General features: G+C 42.9%; 20 protein-coding genes and 1 pseudogene. 8 read left to right on the forward strand and 13 right to left on the reverse strand.

The genetic code is table 11. From position 1 onward, the window contains the following. Nucleotides 1-53: 53 nt before the first annotated feature. Nucleotides 54-1,070, forward strand: a pseudogene (locus tag BJP37_RS18110) (RNA-guided endonuclease InsQ/TnpB family protein); the annotation flags it as partial. A gap of 243 nt (nt 1,071-1,313) precedes the next feature. Here BJP37_RS18110 and BJP37_RS18115 read toward each other — a convergent pair. From BJP37_RS18115 to BJP37_RS39485, 6 genes are all read right to left on the reverse strand, one after another. Continuing rightward, nucleotides 1,314-1,670 carry a carbon dioxide-concentrating mechanism protein CcmK gene (locus BJP37_RS18115; protein WP_075900805.1) on the reverse strand — a complete coding sequence of 119 codons (357 nt, stop codon included), beginning with the start codon at nt 1,668-1,670 and terminating at the stop codon, nt 1,314-1,316. A gap of 97 nt (nt 1,671-1,767) precedes the next feature. Next, on the reverse strand, nt 1,768-2,079 hold the full coding sequence (locus tag BJP37_RS18120; protein WP_075900807.1) for a carbon dioxide-concentrating mechanism protein CcmK: 312 nt from the start codon (nt 2,077-2,079) through the stop codon (nt 1,768-1,770). 148 nt (nt 2,080-2,227) lie between these two features. Then, on the reverse strand, nt 2,228-3,250 hold the full coding sequence (locus tag BJP37_RS18125; protein ID WP_075900809.1) for a GAF domain-containing protein: 1,023 nt from the start codon (nt 3,248-3,250) through the stop codon (nt 2,228-2,230). A 1,016-nt stretch (nt 3,251-4,266) separates the two neighbouring features. Beyond that, nucleotides 4,267-4,893, reverse strand: a complete 627-nt coding sequence (locus BJP37_RS18130) for a type I restriction endonuclease (RefSeq protein WP_075900810.1) — start codon at nt 4,891-4,893, stop codon at nt 4,267-4,269. A gap of 349 nt (nt 4,894-5,242) precedes the next feature. Next, nucleotides 5,243-5,380: a hypothetical protein gene (locus BJP37_RS39480; protein ID WP_158069646.1), complete on the reverse strand. Its 138-nt coding sequence runs from the start codon at nt 5,378-5,380 to the stop codon at nt 5,243-5,245. A gap of 22 nt (nt 5,381-5,402) precedes the next feature. Beyond that, entirely contained in the window at nt 5,403-5,555 is a 153-nt protein-coding gene (locus BJP37_RS39485; protein WP_158069647.1) for a hypothetical protein, read from the reverse strand. A gap of 55 nt (nt 5,556-5,610) precedes the next feature. Between BJP37_RS39485 and BJP37_RS18135 the strand changes: the two genes are divergently transcribed. Together BJP37_RS18135 and BJP37_RS18140 are read left to right on the forward strand one after the other, a co-directional pair. After that, a complete protein-coding gene (locus BJP37_RS18135; protein ID WP_075900812.1) occupies nt 5,611-6,033 on the forward strand; it encodes a helix-turn-helix domain-containing protein in 423 nt (140 codons plus the stop codon). A 509-nt stretch (nt 6,034-6,542) separates the two neighbouring features. Beyond that, entirely contained in the window at nt 6,543-6,935 is a 393-nt protein-coding gene (locus BJP37_RS18140) for a hypothetical protein (RefSeq protein ID WP_075900814.1), read from the forward strand. Nucleotides 6,936-6,943: 8 nt separating this feature from the next. Here the strand turns inward: BJP37_RS18140 and BJP37_RS18145 are convergent, their stop codons facing one another. Further along, the gene (locus BJP37_RS18145; protein ID WP_075900816.1) at nt 6,944-9,169 is read right to left on the reverse strand and encodes a caspase, EACC1-associated type; all 2,226 of its coding nucleotides are present in this window, start codon (nt 9,167-9,169) and stop codon (nt 6,944-6,946) included. Between the two features lie 39 nt (nt 9,170-9,208). Here BJP37_RS18145 and BJP37_RS39490 point away from each other — a divergent pair, with 39 nt between their 5' ends. After that, a complete protein-coding gene (locus tag BJP37_RS39490) occupies nt 9,209-9,370 on the forward strand; it encodes a hypothetical protein (protein ID WP_158069648.1) in 162 nt (53 codons plus the stop codon). A gap of 92 nt (nt 9,371-9,462) precedes the next feature. Here the strand turns inward: BJP37_RS39490 and BJP37_RS18150 are convergent, their stop codons facing one another. Further along, nucleotides 9,463-10,395, reverse strand: coding sequence for a hypothetical protein (locus BJP37_RS18150; protein WP_075900818.1), 933 nt, complete (start codon nt 10,393-10,395; stop codon nt 9,463-9,465). Between the two features lie 645 nt (nt 10,396-11,040). After that, nucleotides 11,041-11,334 carry a hypothetical protein gene (locus tag BJP37_RS36810; protein WP_143727670.1) on the reverse strand — a complete coding sequence of 98 codons (294 nt, stop codon included), beginning with the start codon at nt 11,332-11,334 and terminating at the stop codon, nt 11,041-11,043. A 460-nt stretch (nt 11,335-11,794) separates the two neighbouring features. Between BJP37_RS36810 and BJP37_RS18155 the strand changes: the two genes are divergently transcribed. After that, nucleotides 11,795-12,217 (forward strand): helix-turn-helix domain-containing protein, encoded by a 423-nt coding sequence (locus tag BJP37_RS18155; RefSeq protein WP_075900812.1) that lies wholly within the window; start codon nt 11,795-11,797, stop codon nt 12,215-12,217. Nucleotides 12,218-12,240: 23 nt separating this feature from the next. Continuing rightward, nucleotides 12,241-12,366, forward strand: coding sequence for a hypothetical protein (locus tag BJP37_RS43670; protein WP_269087023.1), 126 nt, complete (start codon nt 12,241-12,243; stop codon nt 12,364-12,366). Nucleotides 12,367-12,550: 184 nt separating this feature from the next. Here BJP37_RS43670 and ftsY read toward each other — a convergent pair whose 3' ends face one another. The 3 genes from ftsY to BJP37_RS18165 all read right to left on the reverse strand — a co-directional run bounded on the left by ftsY (nt 12,551) and on the right by BJP37_RS18165 (nt 15,778). After that, nucleotides 12,551-14,482 (reverse strand): signal recognition particle-docking protein FtsY, encoded by a 1,932-nt coding sequence (gene ftsY / locus BJP37_RS18160; protein WP_075900820.1) that lies wholly within the window; start codon nt 14,480-14,482, stop codon nt 12,551-12,553. A gap of 337 nt (nt 14,483-14,819) precedes the next feature. Then, entirely contained in the window at nt 14,820-14,954 is a 135-nt protein-coding gene (locus tag BJP37_RS43675; protein ID WP_269087024.1) for a hypothetical protein, read from the reverse strand. A 95-nt stretch (nt 14,955-15,049) separates the two neighbouring features. Further along, entirely contained in the window at nt 15,050-15,778 is a 729-nt protein-coding gene (locus tag BJP37_RS18165) for a TerC family protein (protein WP_075900822.1), read from the reverse strand. Between the two features lie 375 nt (nt 15,779-16,153). On the opposite strand from BJP37_RS18165, the gene psaM reads away from it, so the two are divergent. Next, the gene (psaM, locus tag BJP37_RS18170; protein WP_075900824.1) at nt 16,154-16,249 is read left to right on the forward strand and encodes a photosystem I reaction center subunit XII; all 96 of its coding nucleotides are present in this window, start codon (nt 16,154-16,156) and stop codon (nt 16,247-16,249) included. A 1,235-nt stretch (nt 16,250-17,484) separates the two neighbouring features. Then, entirely contained in the window at nt 17,485-17,877 is a 393-nt protein-coding gene (locus BJP37_RS18175) for a slr1601 family putative cell division protein (protein ID WP_075900826.1), read from the forward strand. 27 nt (nt 17,878-17,904) lie between these two features. Here BJP37_RS18175 and BJP37_RS39495 read toward each other — a convergent pair whose 3' ends face one another. Next, the gene (locus BJP37_RS39495; RefSeq protein WP_158069649.1) at nt 17,905-18,057 is read right to left on the reverse strand and encodes a hypothetical protein; all 153 of its coding nucleotides are present in this window, start codon (nt 18,055-18,057) and stop codon (nt 17,905-17,907) included. Nucleotides 18,058-18,061 lie beyond the last annotated feature (4 nt).

Genomic DNA, 18,061 nt, shown 5'->3' on the forward strand with positions numbered 1-18,061 from the left:
TCACGTACGGTTTTGGAGACGAGTCGGTGAGGCGACTCACCGGCTTAGTTTAATATTCCCAGGTGCTTCAGGATGTAGTCAAAAGAGTAAAGCACGCTTTTGATAGATTTGTTAAGGGGGATTGCAATGGAAAGCGGACTGGTAGACCCAGGTTTAAGAAACAACACCGCTACCGCACCTTTACCTACCCCCAAATGAAAGAAGGTTGTTTGGATGGCAATCTTATCAACCTCCCTAAAATAGGGAAAGTCAAGGTTGTACTACATCGCCCTATTCCTGTTCGCGAAGCTTCGGCTACGCCGAATGGATTCAAAATCAAAACAGCTTCGATCACCAAAAAGTGTGATGGATATTATCTGGTATTGTCCCTAGAAGATCAAACTGTACCTGAAGTTAAACCTGACATTAATCCTGACTCAATAGTCGGTATTGATGTTGGTCTTAAGGAGTTTTTGACTACTTCGGAAGGAGAGACAATAGAAATTCCTCAGTATTACCGAAAATCTCAAAAAAGATTGAAGGTTATTCAGAAAAGGGTATCTCGAAGGAAGAAGGGAGGCAGCAACAGACTCAAGGCTATCAAGCAACTTGGTAGACAGCACAAAAAAGTAGCGGATAAACGGAAAGACTTCCACTTTAAGACCGCGAATTATTTGCTGTCAAAATACGATGTAGTAGCTCACGAAAAGTTAAATGTAAAGGGACTGGCTAAGTCCCGATTGGCTAAGTCTGTATTGGATGCGGGTTGGTCAAGCTTTCTGACAATCCTGGCAAGCAAAGCCTTAAATGCTGGCTTGTTGGCGGTTCCGGTAAGTGCCCAAAACACCTCACAGAATTGCTCCAATTGTGGCAAAAAAGTTCCCAAAAAGCTGCATACAAGGTGGCACGATTGTCCCCATTGTGGTTGCAGCCTCGTTCGCGTAGCGTGGCCTACGGCCAATCGTGATCATAATGCAGCGATCAATATACGAAACAGAGCGGCAGGGCAGTCCGTTCTTAAAGCCCAGCGCCTCCTAAGCGATGGCCGGATTGGCTGGGAAGCCTACACTGAACCCAACGGGTCAGTGTAGGAGCTGTCACTGGCAGTTAATATTGAGGTAGAAGTATTAGAGCAAGCGGAACAGCCCCAAGCTCAGAAAGTGCGGGTTGATTTGCCAGTGCTTCCTGTGGAAGTGCAACCATCAGGATTAGTAGCATAGTTATACCGAACCCGGTTCTAACACAAATGTAGCTTCAACCCGCATTCAAAAACCGCTCTCCTATCGTGTCAGACGTGGGCTTGGTGCGGGCTTAGCTAAAACCAACCAAAAAGCTTAACGAGACAAACCGTTCCCCGGCCCGATGATAGGATTTTCCACAGCTTCTCGGTACTGTTCAACGGCTTCAGTATAGGCAATGGGCAGAACACACTCGACGTTTTCATGGGGACGAGGAATGATTACCCAGGATTCCAGGGTAGCGCCATAGGCTTTTTCGACGGCTGCAATACCGGCATCCATAGCTGCTTTTACTTCCGAAACATCCCCTCGAATATTGATATTGAAGCGGGCGCTACCAACTCTGATGTAGCCTACTAAGGTAACCCTACCAGCTTTCACCATAGCATCTGCTGCTGCGAGTATACCAGGAAAGCCTTTGGTTTCGAGAGATCCAACCGCCACTGTAGACATAGCCAAACTCCTTAATCTGTTGAACTATTTTAAACTCAGGAACTATTGTACGAATCTTCGCTACCGATGCTGACAAATAGCGATTAAGCCTATTGGTTTAAAATGTTCGGAACTCTTCGACTTTGCTGGTGTAGTGGATGGGCAACACTGTGTCCACATTTTCATTAGGGTTAGGAATGATATAGTAAGCTGTCACCTCTGCACCATAGGTTTTCTCTACGGCTTCCAGACCAGCTGCTACCGCGACGTTTACCTCTGAAATTTTACCACGGACGCTAACCATAAACCGACCTTTCTCAGATTTATCATAGGATACCAGTGTCACTGCCCCTGCTTTGACCATGGCATCTGCTGCGGCTAGTACCCCTGGAAAACCTAGGGTCTCAATGGTTCCAACTGCTACTGGCATTGTGTTCTACTCCGGTCAACACGAAAAGTTTGTTAAATCTGATTGTACTGGAGTTATTAGGCAAAATATATCCTAGCTTGCCTAAAATGTTAACATTGAAAATTTAAACTATAAAATATTGAAATTTAACAATAAAAATTAACAATTACTAGAACTTGAGTTTGGTGAGTTTTTTTAGGCTCTTGCGCACCTGTTTTTCTTTCTCCTGGAGTTCAGTAATCAGTTTTTGATTATAGGGATCGATAATCCCTGAGTTACTTTCTGAATTTACCCAAAGTTTACGGGCTAGTTGGAAACATAACTGACATCGTTCTAAATTTCTCAAAATTGAAGGAGTAAATTGAGCCAACAGGGCTTCATCTTTTTTGGTAAACCCCTTCAGATCAATTCTTTCATACAAGTCATCATTTGGATTAATATCGGGTTTTAATTTATTAATTAATTGTACCACAGCAACTAAATTTTTTTGCTGATTCAACACGGGCCAAGCTAGCATAGTATAGGTTCGGTAACCGGTAATTTTGTCGATTCTTTTCGCTTCTTCAGAGCGTGGATCATCATAGACATCAAAGGGAACATTAATAATACTTAAGGAGGTAGCTGCTGCACCAGCAATTCCTTTATCTGCTGGAATATCAATGACTAGAGAGCCACCTTTACCATCATCAGCGTCAATGGAACCGAGTATATTACTGTGCTGATCCAGTAAAAAAATACTGGTACGGTCTGCTTTTAGTATGTTTCCCGCTTTTCGAGTCAGGCGAGTTAACATTTCTTTGAGGGTGTCCACTAACTCCCCTAAAGCGTCATCAACGGTGTTCACCTCTTCGATAAGTTTTGGTTTTGCGTTCCCGTAGCGTGGCCGTAGACCAATTGCATCACTGGTATCTACGGTATCTACTTCACTGGTATCTACTTGAATCTCTGAGGATTTCACCGGAGTTTCCAGTAACTCTAAACCAGCAATTTCTCGCCAGTTTAAGTGCAATGCTTGACAAATTTCTACAAAGAAAAGACCTTTAATAGGCTTCCCGATCAGAAAAAGATTAACAATGGGCAAGTCTAAATCTAATTCATTAGCTAGGTCTATATCTCTTCCCCGACGCTTACGCTTCCAAACTAATTTGACTGTTTCGAGGTGCTTAGGGTGTACACTATACAATTTTTCCATTCTTTTGTGATTTGGGGAAAGCTGCTTCTCTCAACTCCAAGTGATTAGGGAGTAGCTAAAAAATAAAATACCTGGTTTTAGCTTGTCGGATAGGCAAAAAAAGTTAGTTTATTTTCATTTTTATAGATTAAATTAGGTTGCCCACCCTACTTTAATTGGTATTTTTTTTTACCCAAGTGCCGGCTGTCAATCTATTGGTTTTTATCGATATTCCGGATACTTCATGTCACTGCTCTTAGTCTCTAATAGGTTTATCCCATTAGTTAACTATACTCCCTAGGTAGTTTTACCAAACTAGTTGCTGCTTTCACTAGTGGATTGCGCTAGATGCTGCTAGGTAATTAACCGTGCTTGTTAATAACCTATAAGTTATTGATAACAGTCACAGTATCACCTACATAGTGTCAGTTACCCTTACCCCCATTACCACCATGGTGAAGATACCATAGTTGGTCTACAGGTGTCACACCTGATCAATAACCTGATCAATAAACAGATAATCGCTTCTTTTTGCTTGGGTATCATGTGCTGCTTCCAGTAAGCGCTGGGCAGCAGTATCAGTATAATAGTGCTTTTTATGAAAAAGGTAAAGTCTTTTCCAGGAAATGTAAGCAGTCAGCTAATACGCTAAGCTCATGCTACATCAACCGCTTCTTAGCAGTAAGCTAAATCATCCAGGAAAACTTAGACATTTAGCTGAGGGGCGCTAGTAGATCAGTTATCCTGGACAACCCCCTTAAGATGTTGATAGCTGATAGCTATCAGCTAATTCGCACGCTACTTGAGGTGCTTTTGAATAAGCGATGCAGAGGTGCGACCCGTGGCGAATTTAATTCGCCTACGGAAAACGCACCATTACGGTCTTGGGGGTTTCCCCCCATGAGCGACTGCATCAAGAAAAGAGGTAAGCTTTGGCCTTTGATGACGCTACTTAAGGTGCGAACAGCTTTTGAATAAAATAAGCACCTCAAGCAGCGTGAGCGAACAGCTCACGGCTGACAGCTGATGGAAGCTGACTAGAGATTTTGGATGAGTTGGTTAATACGTTTTAATATTCTCAGAACAGTGTAAAGGTCATCTTTGTTCTCAAGAGCGAATGTATAGGATTGAGCATATTTAGGTGGCTTGGTGGTTGTCATCTTTAGGAATTTAAACTCATTACCATTGGTGATAAATCCCAGGATATGTTGCTCTGGATTAGGATTAGCTAACATATAGGCTAAGACTTGGGGAATTCCCGCTGCTAAGGCATATTTTGTGCCTTTTGATTCAATAACAGTAACCCATAATTCTGGTTTAAAAATCAGAATATCAATACGTCCATTAACAATTATACCATCATCTTCGGAGGTAATTTTAACCTCTTTTTCTGCTGTGATTTCAAAGGGATGACGATAAAATCCTGCTAGTCTCAATAATGGCGATATTATCACCATTTTCAGGATAACTTCCAATAACGGAGACTCAGATAAGTACAGATACTCTTCTTTAACTTGCCCTAGCAATTGCTTTTCAAACTCTGTCAGTTCGGGTAAATCGTCTTGCCATTCTCGAAAAAACTGTTCATCATCCGTTCGTTCTAGATTAAATCTGTGTCTTAATTGACGTAATGAAATCTCTTTTGCAGGAATTGTTTGAACCATAGGGAGTTTAGAGTTTAGAGTTTAGAGTTTAAGTAATCAGATATCATTATGAATTATTTATAGCAATTTTGATAAGTATTCAGCTATCAGCTAATGCGCTACGCGCACGCTACGCGAACAGCTATCAGTTATCAGCTAAAGGCCAACGGCTGACCGCTGACCGCTGACCGCTGAATACTTACGTTGGGATCTTCTTGACACGCGAGAATGTGATCAGTAACTTGATAACAATGTAATGATTCTGATCCACTTATCGGTGGATGGTGCAGCTAGGCTGTGCTCGTGGAAAAGTACAATTCATGATTCGGTCAAGTTTTGCTTAACTGCATCCTTGACCGAATTTTTTTATTCAATTACTTGAGATTGCGACAATGTCTTGATGCAGTCGCTCATGGGGGAAACCACGGCAGTCGCTCATGGGGGGAACCCCCAAGACCGCGCTGCCTTCCCAAGACCGCGCTGCATCGCTGCAATAGTTTTTTAGCACCCTCTTATCGGTATTAACCTATTTAACCCATTACACCTATTACCCCTTTAAATTGCGATAATGCAATAGTTTTTAATAACTGTTTTATCATACTAATCCCATTACCATCACTAACCCCATTTAACCCCACTACTTGAGATTGCGATAATGCAATAGTTTTTTTATGCCCTTGCATTTTCAGAACAAGTGTGTTATAGTAATACTATCGTAAAAGCAATGGTTTACTCCCCATGATGATTTCCACTGCACAAGCCGCTGAATTACTAGGTGTTTCTGCCACTCGCGTTCGTTACCTTCTGGGTAAGGGCAGAGTTAAAGGGGCTTATAAGGTGGGTAGAACTTGGGTGATTCCGTTGTTTGATGGTATGCCGGTGGTCACTCCTGGCACTCGCGGACCAAAACGGAACTGGTCAAAGCGCACAAATTATACTAAGGCTGTGATTCACGTTAATCAGAAAGTGATTCGCCAAAATCTCAAGACCGGGGAGCGTAATCCTGTGATTACCGTCAAGCGAGGCTCTAAAAATGTTTACGGTCATACGGTAGAGGTCAATGGCCCGTGTCGGGTGATGTATCGTCCAGATGATCCCCTCAAGTGTGGAGCACGGGTGTGGATTGAGACGATTTCTGATTTTGAAGTGATTTCAGCGTGATCGGATGTGAATGCGATCGCGTAGCGTGGCCTTAGGCCAATCGCATTGAACCAGTCAATGTTTTGCGATCGCGTAGCGTGACTTATGGTCAATCCCTTAGCGTGGCTTTAGGCCAATCGGATTCACATCCAATAATCACAAACTGTCCGATAGTTGGGGAGCGAGACTTTAGGCAGTGGGGCTTTTAGGCCAAAAACCAAACTATCCGGATTGCTGTCTTCTGCGACATTTACAGCAGTCCCCTTTTGCCTTTTGCCTTTTGCCTCTTGCCTCTTGCCTTTTGCCTCTTACCTTTTGCCTTTTGCCTATTGCCTATTGCCTATTGCCTTTTTCTTCAAACAAAGAATTAACTTAGCATAAAAATTGAGTAGTGAAAAACACTGTTTTATACGAGTTTACCGCCATTTCATGAATTTTTGTAGATATTTTTTGCTTTATTAGTAAAATATCCTGATTTAATTTAGATCTAGCGAAGAGTATAGTAGTCAACCATTACTCTTCTCTTTGTCATGAAAGGAAAAGTTATAAATTACCTTGTTATTATTGGAGTAAGCATTATTCTCCTGCTCGGTATAGTTACAACAGCTTTTGGTCAGGATAATCCAAGATCAGTTGATGATTATACTATCAACTTTGTTGATGATAATGAGAAGTGTGAAGGCGCAAACACTGTACCCATACATCACAAAAAATTAAATAATAACGACTGGCCAAGAATAGGATGTATTAAAACCGGACTGGATGTTAAAATTATAGGTATTAAAGATAATCTATCTTCTATTATACAAATACAAGGCAATTATAAACCTGAGTATTTGATGATTGAAAATGATTTTTTATACTGTCGAGATAGATCGAGAAAAAAATGTGAAACAACTAGTTCACGAAAATCATCCCCCTAAAATTAACATTATTCTCCATCAAAATTAAACCCTAATTTCTCACATCGACTACGAAACGAATGGTTCTTTACCCGGTTTAAAGCCCAAGTTTTACCTTTATCCTTCCGTATTTTGTTTGTATACCAACAATCCAGGGGTACTGCTGCAACTAACATGGTCAAGACCGAAGCCAAAACAGCAATAACTATAAGACGCTTTGATAGCAGTTTCTTAGGTAAGCTAAATGTTATAAAATTATCTGCTTTTGAACTTGTATTTATCCCCTCTGGGGTAACTAAAGGCGTATCTAAAACAGGGCGATCATCCCTTGGTGCTCTAGCAATGTGGATTTTAGACCCTTCCTGATCAGTATAGATTTTAGGCTTCATATCAGGAAGGGTTTCTCGAATCCTCTTTTCGATGTACTTATGTAACTCATCCAGAGAAATCACCCTATCCCCATTCAAATCAGCATCTCCCGTTTCAATACCCTCTACTAAATACTGAGTGTAAATTGAGAGCTGTTCGTCCAATTGACTAAAGGAATAGTCAGTTGAAGAAGCGAGAATAGCACGCCCTTCTCCACCTAATTGATTTTGAAGATCGACAGAGCGATCATCTTTAACCAGTAGGCCCTTACGAAAGGCTGCACTAAAGCAGCAGTCTAGGATAACCACTTGTCGCTTGGAGCGGCTACCATTCATAATGTTATGGATAGCCCTAGCAGAAACGGCTGTTGTCTTAACTAGTTCTCTCTGTGAATTCTTACGAGTAATACGAGTTGTTAAATACAGTTGATTGCTGCTATCTTTGACACCGTGACCTGAAAAGAACAGTAACACCAAATCATCTTTTGTAGAACTAGCGAATAACTCTTCAATAGCCTCCTCCATTTCCTGTCGATCAGGATTACTCAGAGCTTTGACATCAACAAAATTTCCCAGTTGTGGGGAATCCAGTATTCGTTTGATTTCCTCTAAATCTTTGGTTGCGCCAGGTAGTGGCTTTAAGCCCTGTCCATATTCACTGACTCCAATCAACAGTGCTCGTTTGACTCCTTGTGATTGGCGAGCATCCTTTACATGGAGCTGCTTAGGGCTTGGCTTGTCTGGCACAACTGACGGATTTAGAGGTTGAAATGACTCAATTGGAGGTTGAACGAATTGAGCATCTTGCACTTGCATGAAAATCACAGGTGTGGCAAAATCCCGTTTCCAATACCCTGTTGATTCATGGAGACTAATTTCTCGTCGTCCTTCCTGTACTGCTATATCCGCTGACTTACCTTGAGCTAATTGTTTATAAAAGTGGCAGGCAAATCGGCTAGCTGTGCTATTAGACACGGGATATTGCATGGCCACGACTACAGGAATAAGTTGCTGCACAACCTTGGAAGCTAGCCCTACAGATGGTTTCGATGTAGACTCCATTGCTCCCTGACATGCCTGCAACACAATAATTCCAGGTCGATGGCGATTGAATAGATCACTAAAGTAATTGGCGGTAATCCACCGTGCCTGATCAAATTCATCCACCAAGGCAATTTCACCATTTTCATTCTCGAAACGACCATGACCGATGAAATGGAAAATATGAGGCTTTTTCCTAAGAACTTTATCAATAGCACTGCGGCTAGCTGGATTCACTACTGGTAACAATTCCACCTGCTCTGGTTGTTCCTGGGCTAGTGTTTCTATCGCCGCCTGCACTTTCTCGTAGGCAACTGGATTTAAATCTGTCGGTGCAGAGACAACTAAGGCAATCCGCATTTTTTCATTTGCGCCTAACTGAATCGGTGGTGCTGAAATCGGGTGTGAGGGCAGGCGCGAGAAGACCAAGCCAGGTGCAGTAGCCAACCAAATTGTTCCTGAGTTAGTCCTCTGAGGCAAACACATAAATTCCCACGGAAACGCTGCCACTTCAGGGATATTTTGCTCGTCTATATCTAGTTCTACCCGTAGCAGTTGCTGTTTAGTGCGAACAACTTCGTTATAAAATCCAATAAAATCATGGCAAAGTCGATCATCAAACAAGGTATCAAACAATGCTTCTCCGAGTAACCTCGACTTGTTAGCATCTTTGAGTCCATTTTTACGAACCTCCTCGATCAACTCCTTGACTTCTGGGGTGATCTTATCCTGATAGCGAAATGGTCCAGAGATTCGATTATCGAGCTTTCCAGGTTCTTTCTTTTCAACCCCCACGGTATAATAATTTATCAGGTAGATGCGATAGGTGTAGTAGGCTCTAGTCATAGCTGTCTGATCAGATAAAGCTGATTAATTGGTAAGCATATGCGCTACGCGCACGCTACGGGAACAGCAGTCAGTAGTCAGTGGTCAGTGGTCAGTGGTCAGCTTAAAATAAACCTCATTTGGGATAATTTAATAGTTAGAGATGTTAGAGAATTAGAAGTCTGGGAAAAAGCCCAATATAAGCATTCAGCTTTTGAATAAAATCAGCTAACCGCTGATAGCTGATAGCTGATAGCTGACCGCTGATAACTGAATACTTACCATAGATTTACAATAATAACGATGCGCCCGATTTAAGTCGCTAAATCCTGTTGAAGATTAGCTTTCGGTAGGTTCAATATCCATTCCTTGATATCACTACGACTAAATTTAATCGCCGCCTGATTCTTATTTCGTATTAACGTTTGGAATCTATCTGCCAGATCACTGAAAACATCACGGATATCAGCAGTTAACCAGTTCATATCCGGCTCACCCCAGGCGATACCGCGCAAATTAATAGACTTTATTTCCTTGGGCACTTTAAAGACAATAGCAAATTGGACTGTCGGTATGTTTTGGATTTCGGGCTCTTCAATGCGCCAGTAACACTTCGAGTTACCTTCACCTTGGGAAATTATTTCAAAGTGACCAGCTTCGTAAGCATACTCAGGAATGACAATGAATGCTTTGAGTTCGTTCTTATTTCCTACATTAGCTTTGAGCTCCGCAGGAATAGTGGTAAATTCGGCTAGTTCAGTGCTATCAATCCCGATACTCCAATCAAGATTGCTATTGATAGCTAAATTCATGCCCACCCCGAAGTTCATCACAGGTCGCCATTGGCTTTTGGGGAAAATAGACTGAACGATGGGCTCTTTTTCTCCTTTGGGACTGAAGTCAAGCTCACAGCACAATCGCCAAAATCTAACCCCTGGTTTGGGACGCAAATCGACAGTCACAGTCATGTAATAAAAATCAAATGCATCACGCATTTGCTGTCGATAAATGTTGCTCAATCCCTCTTCAGTTTCTTCAAATAGGTCTTCGGTAAGTAAGATCAACTTATCCCTAGGATTGCCAAAGCTAACTTTACTTTCCAGCAAGCTTTTAACGGCGGTTGCACCTACACCAAGCTTTGTACTTTCATCCAGGCAACTTTCCCATTTTTTTACTTGCTCAAATAGGTCAGCCAAGAAAGTCTCAGCTTCTTGGGGATTGGGTAGCGGAATGTTTTCATCGGTCATTGACTTCAGCTCTATTTAGATTGACAAAGTTACTACACTTGGCAGCGAGGTATAGCACAAGCCACAATCACATAATTATTGATTAAGTTACTGGCAAGCTGCATCTACAGCTTCCATGGATAAGGGGGAAGTTAGAGAAGTTTACAACCCGCCTTTTCAATTAAATCCGTAATTTTACTAGACTTATTAATTATAAAAATTAGTATTATCTTATTATCTAGTCTTATGAGCTATGAAAGTTGTAATTGGCGTCACAAAAAATTGTCTAGCGAAGCCATAACAACTAGCTATATTTTTATGATTGATTATTTACTTTGAGTATAGTTTGTTTGATAGTAGTATATCACAATCTTCAACAAGAGGAACAAAATAGAGACAATTTTAGTCTAATCTTTTATTCTTTCATCAGAGAAAATAACCCTTTTCCAAATAGGTCATGAACACTAAGGCTGATTTCTGATCACATCAAAAAATATCGGAGCTCTTTCCTACTCTTCTCTTTTAGCTGTTTATTGTTTCCGGTTAGAGCCATCCTCTGTTTACATCTCATTTAAAAACTCTAATTTCCCCGAAACAATCGATCAATTTTAAGACTTATGAATTGACAAAAAAGCAAAAGTGTGCCTAAAGCGGTTTTCTATTCGGTTAGGTACAAAGTCCTAGGAGGGAGTAGGGAGCAGTGAAGGGGCAAGAGGCAAGAGGCAAGAGGCAAGAGGCAAGAGGCAAGAGGGAAAACAATCCTGTGTACCTGATAGTTATGCAAACCGCCGTAAGGGAGAATAATATCAAGTCTGGTTGAATACCCATAATTAAGGAGAGGGTGGGGAGTGTGGGAAGTGTGGGGAGGGTGGGGAGATGGGGAGATAGGGAGATGGGGAGATGGGGAAGATTTTTATTAAGGGTAATTATCCTGACTTGATATAAGACAAGCGATCGCATTCCCTATGGTCGAGTAACAAAGGGTTTCAGGAATGCGATCGCGCCCCGCGTGACCTACGGTCAATCGCTTTTCCATAAGAAAGGCAACAGGGAACAGCCAAGAGTTAGTATTTCGACAATGCAATAGTTTGTGATAACCCTCTTAACTTAAAAGTCCCACAAAACCTATAAACTCTATACATCCCACCAGATCAGAAATTGCGACAATGCAATAGTTTTTACCACCTTTTTATAGTATTAATATTATTTACCCTATAAACTCCATACATCCCATCGGATTAGAAATTGCGATAATGCAATAGTTTTTTTATAGCACCCTTTTATAATTTTTAACTTACTACACCCACTACTCCCATTTTTTCTTTTTAATTACGCTAATGCAATAGTTTTGCCATGCCCTTGCCTTTTCAGAACAAGTGTGTTAAAGTAAGGATATCGTAAAAGCAATGGTTTACTCCCCATGATGATTTCCACTGCACAAGCCGCTGAATTACTAGGTGTTTCTGCCACTCGCGTTCGTTACCTTCTGGGTAAGGGCAGAGTTAAAGGGGCTTATAAGGTGGGTAGAACTTGGGTGATTCCGTTGTTTGATGGTATGCCGGTGGTCACTCCTGGCACTCGCGGACCAAAACGGAACTGGTCAAAGCGTACAAATTACACTAAGGCTGTGATCCACGTTAATCAGAAAGTTATTCGCCAAAATCTCAAGACCGGGGAGCGTAATCCTGTGATTACGGTGAAGCGAGGCTCTAAAAATGTTTACGGTCATACGGTAGAGGTCAATGGCCCTTGTCGGGTGATGTATCGTCCAGATGATCCCCTCAAGTGTGGAGCACGGGTCTGGATTGAGACGATTTCTGATTTTGAAGTAATATCGGCTTGATCAGGAATTTGCGTTCGCGTAGCGTGACCATAGACAAATCGCATTCAAATCAAAAAAAATCCCATCAACCACAAGCTGTCCTATCTTTGATGATTGACCATAGGTCACGCTACGCGAACGAGACTTTAGCGATCGCGTTTTTTAGATGACCGAGATTTTAGCGATCGCGTTTTTTAGCAATTATATTTTTTTGATCCCATAATCAGTGATCAGATCATGACTATAGGGATCTTAAATCAATTGTGATAATTTTTGTTCCCTACTCCCTACTCCCTACTCCCTACTCCCTACTCCCTACTCCCTACTCCCTACTCCCTTGCTGTCATAACCAACTTAACCACTAAGCAAAGCTTCCACAAACTCATAACTAGAGAAAGGCCGCAAATCTTCAATCCCTTCCCCTGCACCAATAAAGCGAATCGGTAAGCCCAGTTCCCGCACGACTGCTAAAGCGACACCACCTTTAGCACTTCCATCCAATTTTGTCAATACCACTCCACTCAGTTTTGCCGCCTCTGAGAAGACTTGTGCTTGACGTAAACCATTTTGACCTAAGGTAGCATCCAGCACTAGCAAGGATTCAACTGTGGCATCTGGGGCTTTTTTAGCGACAATTCGCCGAATTTTCGCCAATTCCTCCATTAGATTTTTCTTATTTTGCAATCGTCCTGCTGTATCCACCAACAGTAATTCAGTATTTCTAGATTGGGCAGCACTAATGCCATCAAACACAACAGCAGCTGGATCAGTATTCTTACCAGGATTAGCAATCACTTCAGTACCACTGCGCTCTCCCCAAACCTTAACTTGTTCCACAGCCGCAGCTCGAAAGGTATCTGCTGCTGCAATTAAACAACGGTAGCCTGACTTCTGACCTAAGTTAGCGAGTTTACCAATAGTAGTAGTTTTGCCAGCACCATTTACTCCAGTCATCAGCCAGATATTCAAGGTATCGTTTTCTGGAGCAAAGGTCCGGCTGTAATTGTTACTGTAAGGTTGCTCTAGCAAATCTCTGATGATTTGTTTGAGATATGCGATCGCTTTTTCTGCTGGTAGAGACTCCTCCCGCAACTTAGCTTGTAGAGTATCAATAATATAGTCAGTGGCCTCAACTCCTACATCTGCTTGTAACAGCAGCGCCTCAATCTCCATTACCGCGTCTTGATTCAACGGGCCTTGACCCACAATCGCCTTTAGTTGGTTAATCAACCCGCGACGAGTTTTGCCCAATCCCTGACGCAGTTGCTTGAGCCAGCTAATTTCCTCGATCGAGATATCCTCAGGACTTCTTCCCTGAGATGCCAACACCTCTGCTGACCACAAGAACCCATCATCAAAGGCCAGACCAAGCACATTTTGATCTATCTCTGCTTCCCCTTCATCCTCGATCACACTTGCCACTTCAGGTTCCGGTTCAGGGGTTTCAATGGCTGTTTCCTTAAGACGTTCCAGTCGTGCTAGTCGGTTAGTGCTTGCTCGACGCGCCCAACTTGGGGCAGAAGCGGGGGTTTCTTCCTCTGTTGTCTCAGTTGATGGAGCTATATCACTTGTCAAGCTATCTGACTCAGGGATTGGTTTATTCTCAACCGAGGTCATGGCTATAGATGAGTCATGATTAGAGCTTACTGAATCCGATGGTGTTGATACTACCTCTTCTACCATCTGATCAGAGGATTGCTCGGTTACTGGTTCCACCGTTTCAGCAGTATCTACCGAAGCTTCACTAACCGTAGACTCTTCTAATTCCGATTCTGCTTGTGATTCTGCTTGTGATTCTGCTTGTGATTCTGCTTGTGATTCTGCTTGTGATTCTACTTGTGATTCTACTTGTGATTCTGCTTGTGATTCTGCTTCAACAGTTATCTGAGCTATCTCAGCCGTAACTGTCGTGTCAGTTTCCTCAGACCCTTCCGATGTTTCAGCCGCTGGAGATTCAGTCTCTTGTGATTCTTGAAGTTTGTCCGGTGTAGCCGTTGCTGCTGGCTGAGCCGTTGAATCATCTACTGGCTTACTGTCAGTAGTGTCTATCTCTGGAGATTGATCTACTTGTTGCTTTTGAACATTTTTGTAGGCAGCTTTTGCCCAACTCAGGTAATCCTCAGCTGCTGCTGAGGATGACTCTTGGACAGATTTAGAATCAGCTTGGTCTATTGGTTGTTGCTCTGTTGCCTTTTGTTCCGATTCTACTTGAGATGTATCAGAGTCCTTTTTGTCAGCAGACCCTGCGCTAGCATCAGACTTTCGGTGGAACCAATTAAAGACCATTACCCTTACTTGACTATGGCGTCAATTAACTATATATATTCAATATTTGATTTAGGTTTTGAGTGCTTAGCCTAGGCTAATGCCTAACCTTGAGTTCTCCACGGATTGAAATCGCGTGGATTCTAAGAGTCGTGTCGTTACGCGGGTTAAAACCGCGCTGCACGACGCTTACAAAACTTACTAGAGAGTGAGTCTAGTCTCTTTTGTTGTGGCAGACTCAAAACTGCCCTACCTCCCTGGCCGTAGGCCACGCTACGCGAACGGATTAACAAAAAGTCTGTGGATTTACTTTTAATTTAATTGCACAATAGCTTTCGGAGTGGTTGTACCAAACAAATCAGGGCAATAAATCACTACTTTTTGCTGCATTGTTTGCCTGTTCCATGGTCGTAGGATATACCCCGTCTCCTTCTGGCCGGAATCTCACCGAAAAGCGCAAAATATAAACGCGACCAACCTTGTTCTTACTCACGATTCTATTTTAACACGATAGCCGTATGGGAATCCCGGCGCGCTGGCCGTAGGCCACGCGGGGCGCGTTCGCTGTCCACCCAATAAATTAGGTGGCTAACTCTCGCTTGTTATTTTTCTGTTTTCTACAGGAATTGGCTCAAGGTCTGGGGTCTTAGACTTTTCAGAAAATCCCCACATGAACACTAGGGCAATGGCAGCAACCATTAACCATTCCGGTGGCACTAATTCCGGTTTAATCGCTCTGACCAACAGCCGCAATCCCACAAAGCCCACGGTGATGTAGCCAGCATCCTCCAGATAGACATACTCTTTCAACCAACGAATAAATAAGCCCGCCATGAATCGCAGGGCAATTACCCCAATGGTGCCACCAGCAATAACCAGCCAGGTCTGGTCAGAAATTGCGATCGCTGTGGTGACACTATCCAAGGAAAAAGCTAAATCGGTAACAGCAATTAGCGGAATTGCCTGCCATAGAGAAGTAAACTTCGGGCCATGATGGTGATGGTCTTCATCTTGATCAGATCTGAAATACTCAAAGACCAACCAGAGCAGATAGGCTGCTCCCAATAACTCAAACTGCCAAAACTGCACTACCCAAGTGGCTGTGAGAATCAAAGTGATTCGTAGCACATAGGCAACTGCTAAGCCCAAGTTAAGAGCATGGCGTTGAAGTTGTTTGGTCTGTAAGCCTTGGGAGATCGCAGCTAATGCGATCGCATTATCAGCAGACAGTACAGCTTCTAGTGCCACCAGAATCAACAAAACCACAGGAGCCTCAAGCCCAACATTAAACGATGAGTTAAGAATTTGGTCTAGCATTAAAAATTATTAAGGTCTTAAAGGGTTAACTTAGTATATGTAATATATGTAATCGCCAAAATTACTAAAACTTTGATATCTAACTTAATTAATCTTAACATTTAATCAGAATTAAAGTGCGCAACGGACCCTACTGAGGTTCCAACACCCACACCGAACCGGCAGCAAGATCAAGGTACATAGCTGTGATCCCAATTTGATATCAACCTAAGCTACAAGGATTCTAATATCTGGATTGGACAAGTTATTGTGATAAAATTCCATAACTAGCCCAATTAGTTGGCTTAGGTGCGACCCATGGCTAATAAAATTTGCCTAGGTCAAGCGCACCGTTAATGGTATAGAATATCGCTCAAATAAAGGAGATTGTATACGATGGCTATTTCAGATGCGCAAGTTATCGGAGCTCTATTGCTGGCTTTGCTTCCGGGATTTCTAGCCTTCCGGCTGTCTACGGAACTTTACAAATAATCCTGGGAAGCTCAAAGCCTTGCTCCAAAGCGGCCTAGATCTAGAGCGGACAAAGGATAAACAAAATAGTTTAACTAACCCACCCATAATCTAGGATTTGGGTGGGTTAGTTAAACTAGTTAATCAATGGCGAAGCATCATTAAAGCTAGTGAAATCCTTGACAATCCCTCACGCTCATCACGCGATTATTATAGTGAGGGATTCTTAAGAGCATAAAAATATTAATGGCTGATCCAAACAGCCTCTAGACTCTCTGAAAAAATCATTGAGCTTACTTGCATCTTGATCTACGCTTTTAGCAGCGGCTTTTCAGCTTGGGCGCAAACCGGCACCTTTTGGGTGCATTAATATTTTTTAATCTTAGCAGAGCTCATCAAGAAGCGCAACAGATTGAGTCTCCAATTCCCAAGGGTCAGAAGTTACCCCAGCGAGCAATCCCTCCCTGGGGCAGCCTTTATGGTTGGTCGGCTATGGGTAAAAGAGGTGCAGAGACGCGCGCCTTAGTGTAGTGGAGCCTTTATAGGTGACTGGCTATGAGGATGCATGGTTAAAACTATTGTATTAAGGCTCCACTACACTTACGGTAACTTCAAGACCCGTGGCGAATTTAATTCGCCTACGGAAAGCGCACCTTTGGTTAAAACTTTGAGGCGCGACCCATGGCGAATTTAATTACGGGTCAAGCGCGCCTCCATGATTAAGGCCAGAGACGAAACCTTAGGAGAGTGGAGCCTTTATGGTTAGTCGGTTATGCGTAAAAGGGTTAAAACTGTTTGATTAAGGCTCCACTCTCCTTACGGTAACTTCAAACCTTATTTTAAGGTTTCGTCTCCGGGCTGTGTGGGTCACCTGCGTCCACACCCTATACGCCCCCTTTACCGCGCTTCATACGCGGGTATAACGGGAGGGGAATTGGAGTTGAATGATGGCTGCCAAGGCCAGTCTACCTGGGAAGGTTAATAGATATTTCCTATATTATAAGCAATAATTCTGAATTATTATCCTGACTCGAAGCTCCTGTCCCCTGGATTCAAGTCAAAACCAGGAAATTTATGTGATCAAACTCACATTATGCTAAGCTCTTAGTCTATTTGGGGGCTTGATTGTTCCATAAAGACTATTTTTTAGCTAAATTATCTGGCTAAATAAAAGGTGCATACTCAAAACTCTATCCTAATCAACCCAATAATAAACCCAAGGGCGCTGGTGTACCAGCGTGGCATTGTAAACGGAAATGAACGCAATCCAACCCTCTGACTCAACTCGGGTACCATCAAAACCTCGCCGAAGAGTTCCTCGAATCAAGCACCGTCCGCAGCGACAGTCTTACGGGGCAGTTGCTGGTGAAACTACTGCTAAGTTACTTGTAAACCTAGTTCTCTGTGCCGCTGCCATTACCGCACTCATGGAACTATTACCTTATCATCTCTCACAGCAAGCCAAGTTGCGAGAAGTAAAACGAGAGGTGAAGCGAACTCAGACACGAGTGAATAACTTGCGCCGTGAATTCAGTCGCTCTTTTGACCCCAGGCAAGCCCAGAAAGTAATGCGAGAGCAAAGCTTACGACGTGATCCGAATCAGGTTCAGGTCGTCTGGCAAGATCCAGACTTAGGGGATGGAAATTAGTTATACTTCCGGTGGGCATAAACTGAGCTAAAGGTAATCGGTAGAGCAAGCTCTGTGGGTTCGCGCCCCGCGTGACCTACGGTCAATCCCGTAGCGTGGCCTACGGCCAATCCGATAAGCGCGGAAGCTTCGCGTGACTCCCGTAGCGTCTCCTAGGGAGAATCGCTGTTTGGGACGCAAGAGC

Origin of the sequence: Moorena bouillonii PNG (genome assembly GCF_001942495.1) — a bacterium.
Classification (GTDB): Bacteria; Cyanobacteriota; Cyanobacteriia; order Cyanobacteriales; family Coleofasciculaceae; genus Moorena; species Moorena bouillonii.

Bases quoted from the DNA above. Each gene is read 5' to 3' on its own strand.
- BJP37_RS18165 (WP_075900822.1), bottom strand. From the start codon at position 15,778: ATGCTAGACCAAATTCTTAACTCATCGTTTAATGTTGGGCTTGAGGCT.
- psaM (WP_075900824.1), top strand. From the start codon at position 16,154: ATGGCTATTTCAGATGCGCAAGTTATCGGAGCTCTATTGCTGGCTTTG.
- ftsY (WP_075900820.1), bottom strand. From the start codon at position 14,482: ATGGTCTTTAATTGGTTCCACCGAAAGTCTGATGCTAGCGCAGGGTCT.
- BJP37_RS18175 (WP_075900826.1), top strand. From the start codon at position 17,485: ATGAACGCAATCCAACCCTCTGACTCAACTCGGGTACCATCAAAACCT.
- BJP37_RS36810 (WP_143727670.1), bottom strand. From the start codon at position 11,334: ATGCGATCGCTTGTCTTATATCAAGTCAGGATAATTACCCTTAATAAA.
- BJP37_RS39485 (WP_158069647.1), bottom strand. From the start codon at position 5,555: ATGCAAGGGCATAAAAAAACTATTGCATTATCGCAATCTCAAGTAGTG.
- BJP37_RS18115 (WP_075900805.1), bottom strand. From the start codon at position 1,670: ATGTCTACAGTGGCGGTTGGATCTCTCGAAACCAAAGGCTTTCCTGGT.
- BJP37_RS18150 (WP_075900818.1), bottom strand. From the start codon at position 10,395: ATGACCGATGAAAACATTCCGCTACCCAATCCCCAAGAAGCTGAGACT.
- BJP37_RS18155 (WP_075900812.1), top strand. From the start codon at position 11,795: ATGATGATTTCCACTGCACAAGCCGCTGAATTACTAGGTGTTTCTGCC.
- BJP37_RS18145 (WP_075900816.1), bottom strand. From the start codon at position 9,169: ATGACTAGAGCCTACTACACCTATCGCATCTACCTGATAAATTATTAT.
- BJP37_RS18125 (WP_075900809.1), bottom strand. From the start codon at position 3,250: ATGGAAAAATTGTATAGTGTACACCCTAAGCACCTCGAAACAGTCAAA.
- BJP37_RS18120 (WP_075900807.1), bottom strand. From the start codon at position 2,079: ATGCCAGTAGCAGTTGGAACCATTGAGACCCTAGGTTTTCCAGGGGTA.
- BJP37_RS39490 (WP_158069648.1), top strand. From the start codon at position 9,209: ATGCGCTACGCGCACGCTACGGGAACAGCAGTCAGTAGTCAGTGGTCA.
- BJP37_RS18130 (WP_075900810.1), bottom strand. From the start codon at position 4,893: ATGGTTCAAACAATTCCTGCAAAAGAGATTTCATTACGTCAATTAAGA.
- BJP37_RS18135 (WP_075900812.1), top strand. From the start codon at position 5,611: ATGATGATTTCCACTGCACAAGCCGCTGAATTACTAGGTGTTTCTGCC.
- BJP37_RS18140 (WP_075900814.1), top strand. From the start codon at position 6,543: ATGAAAGGAAAAGTTATAAATTACCTTGTTATTATTGGAGTAAGCATT.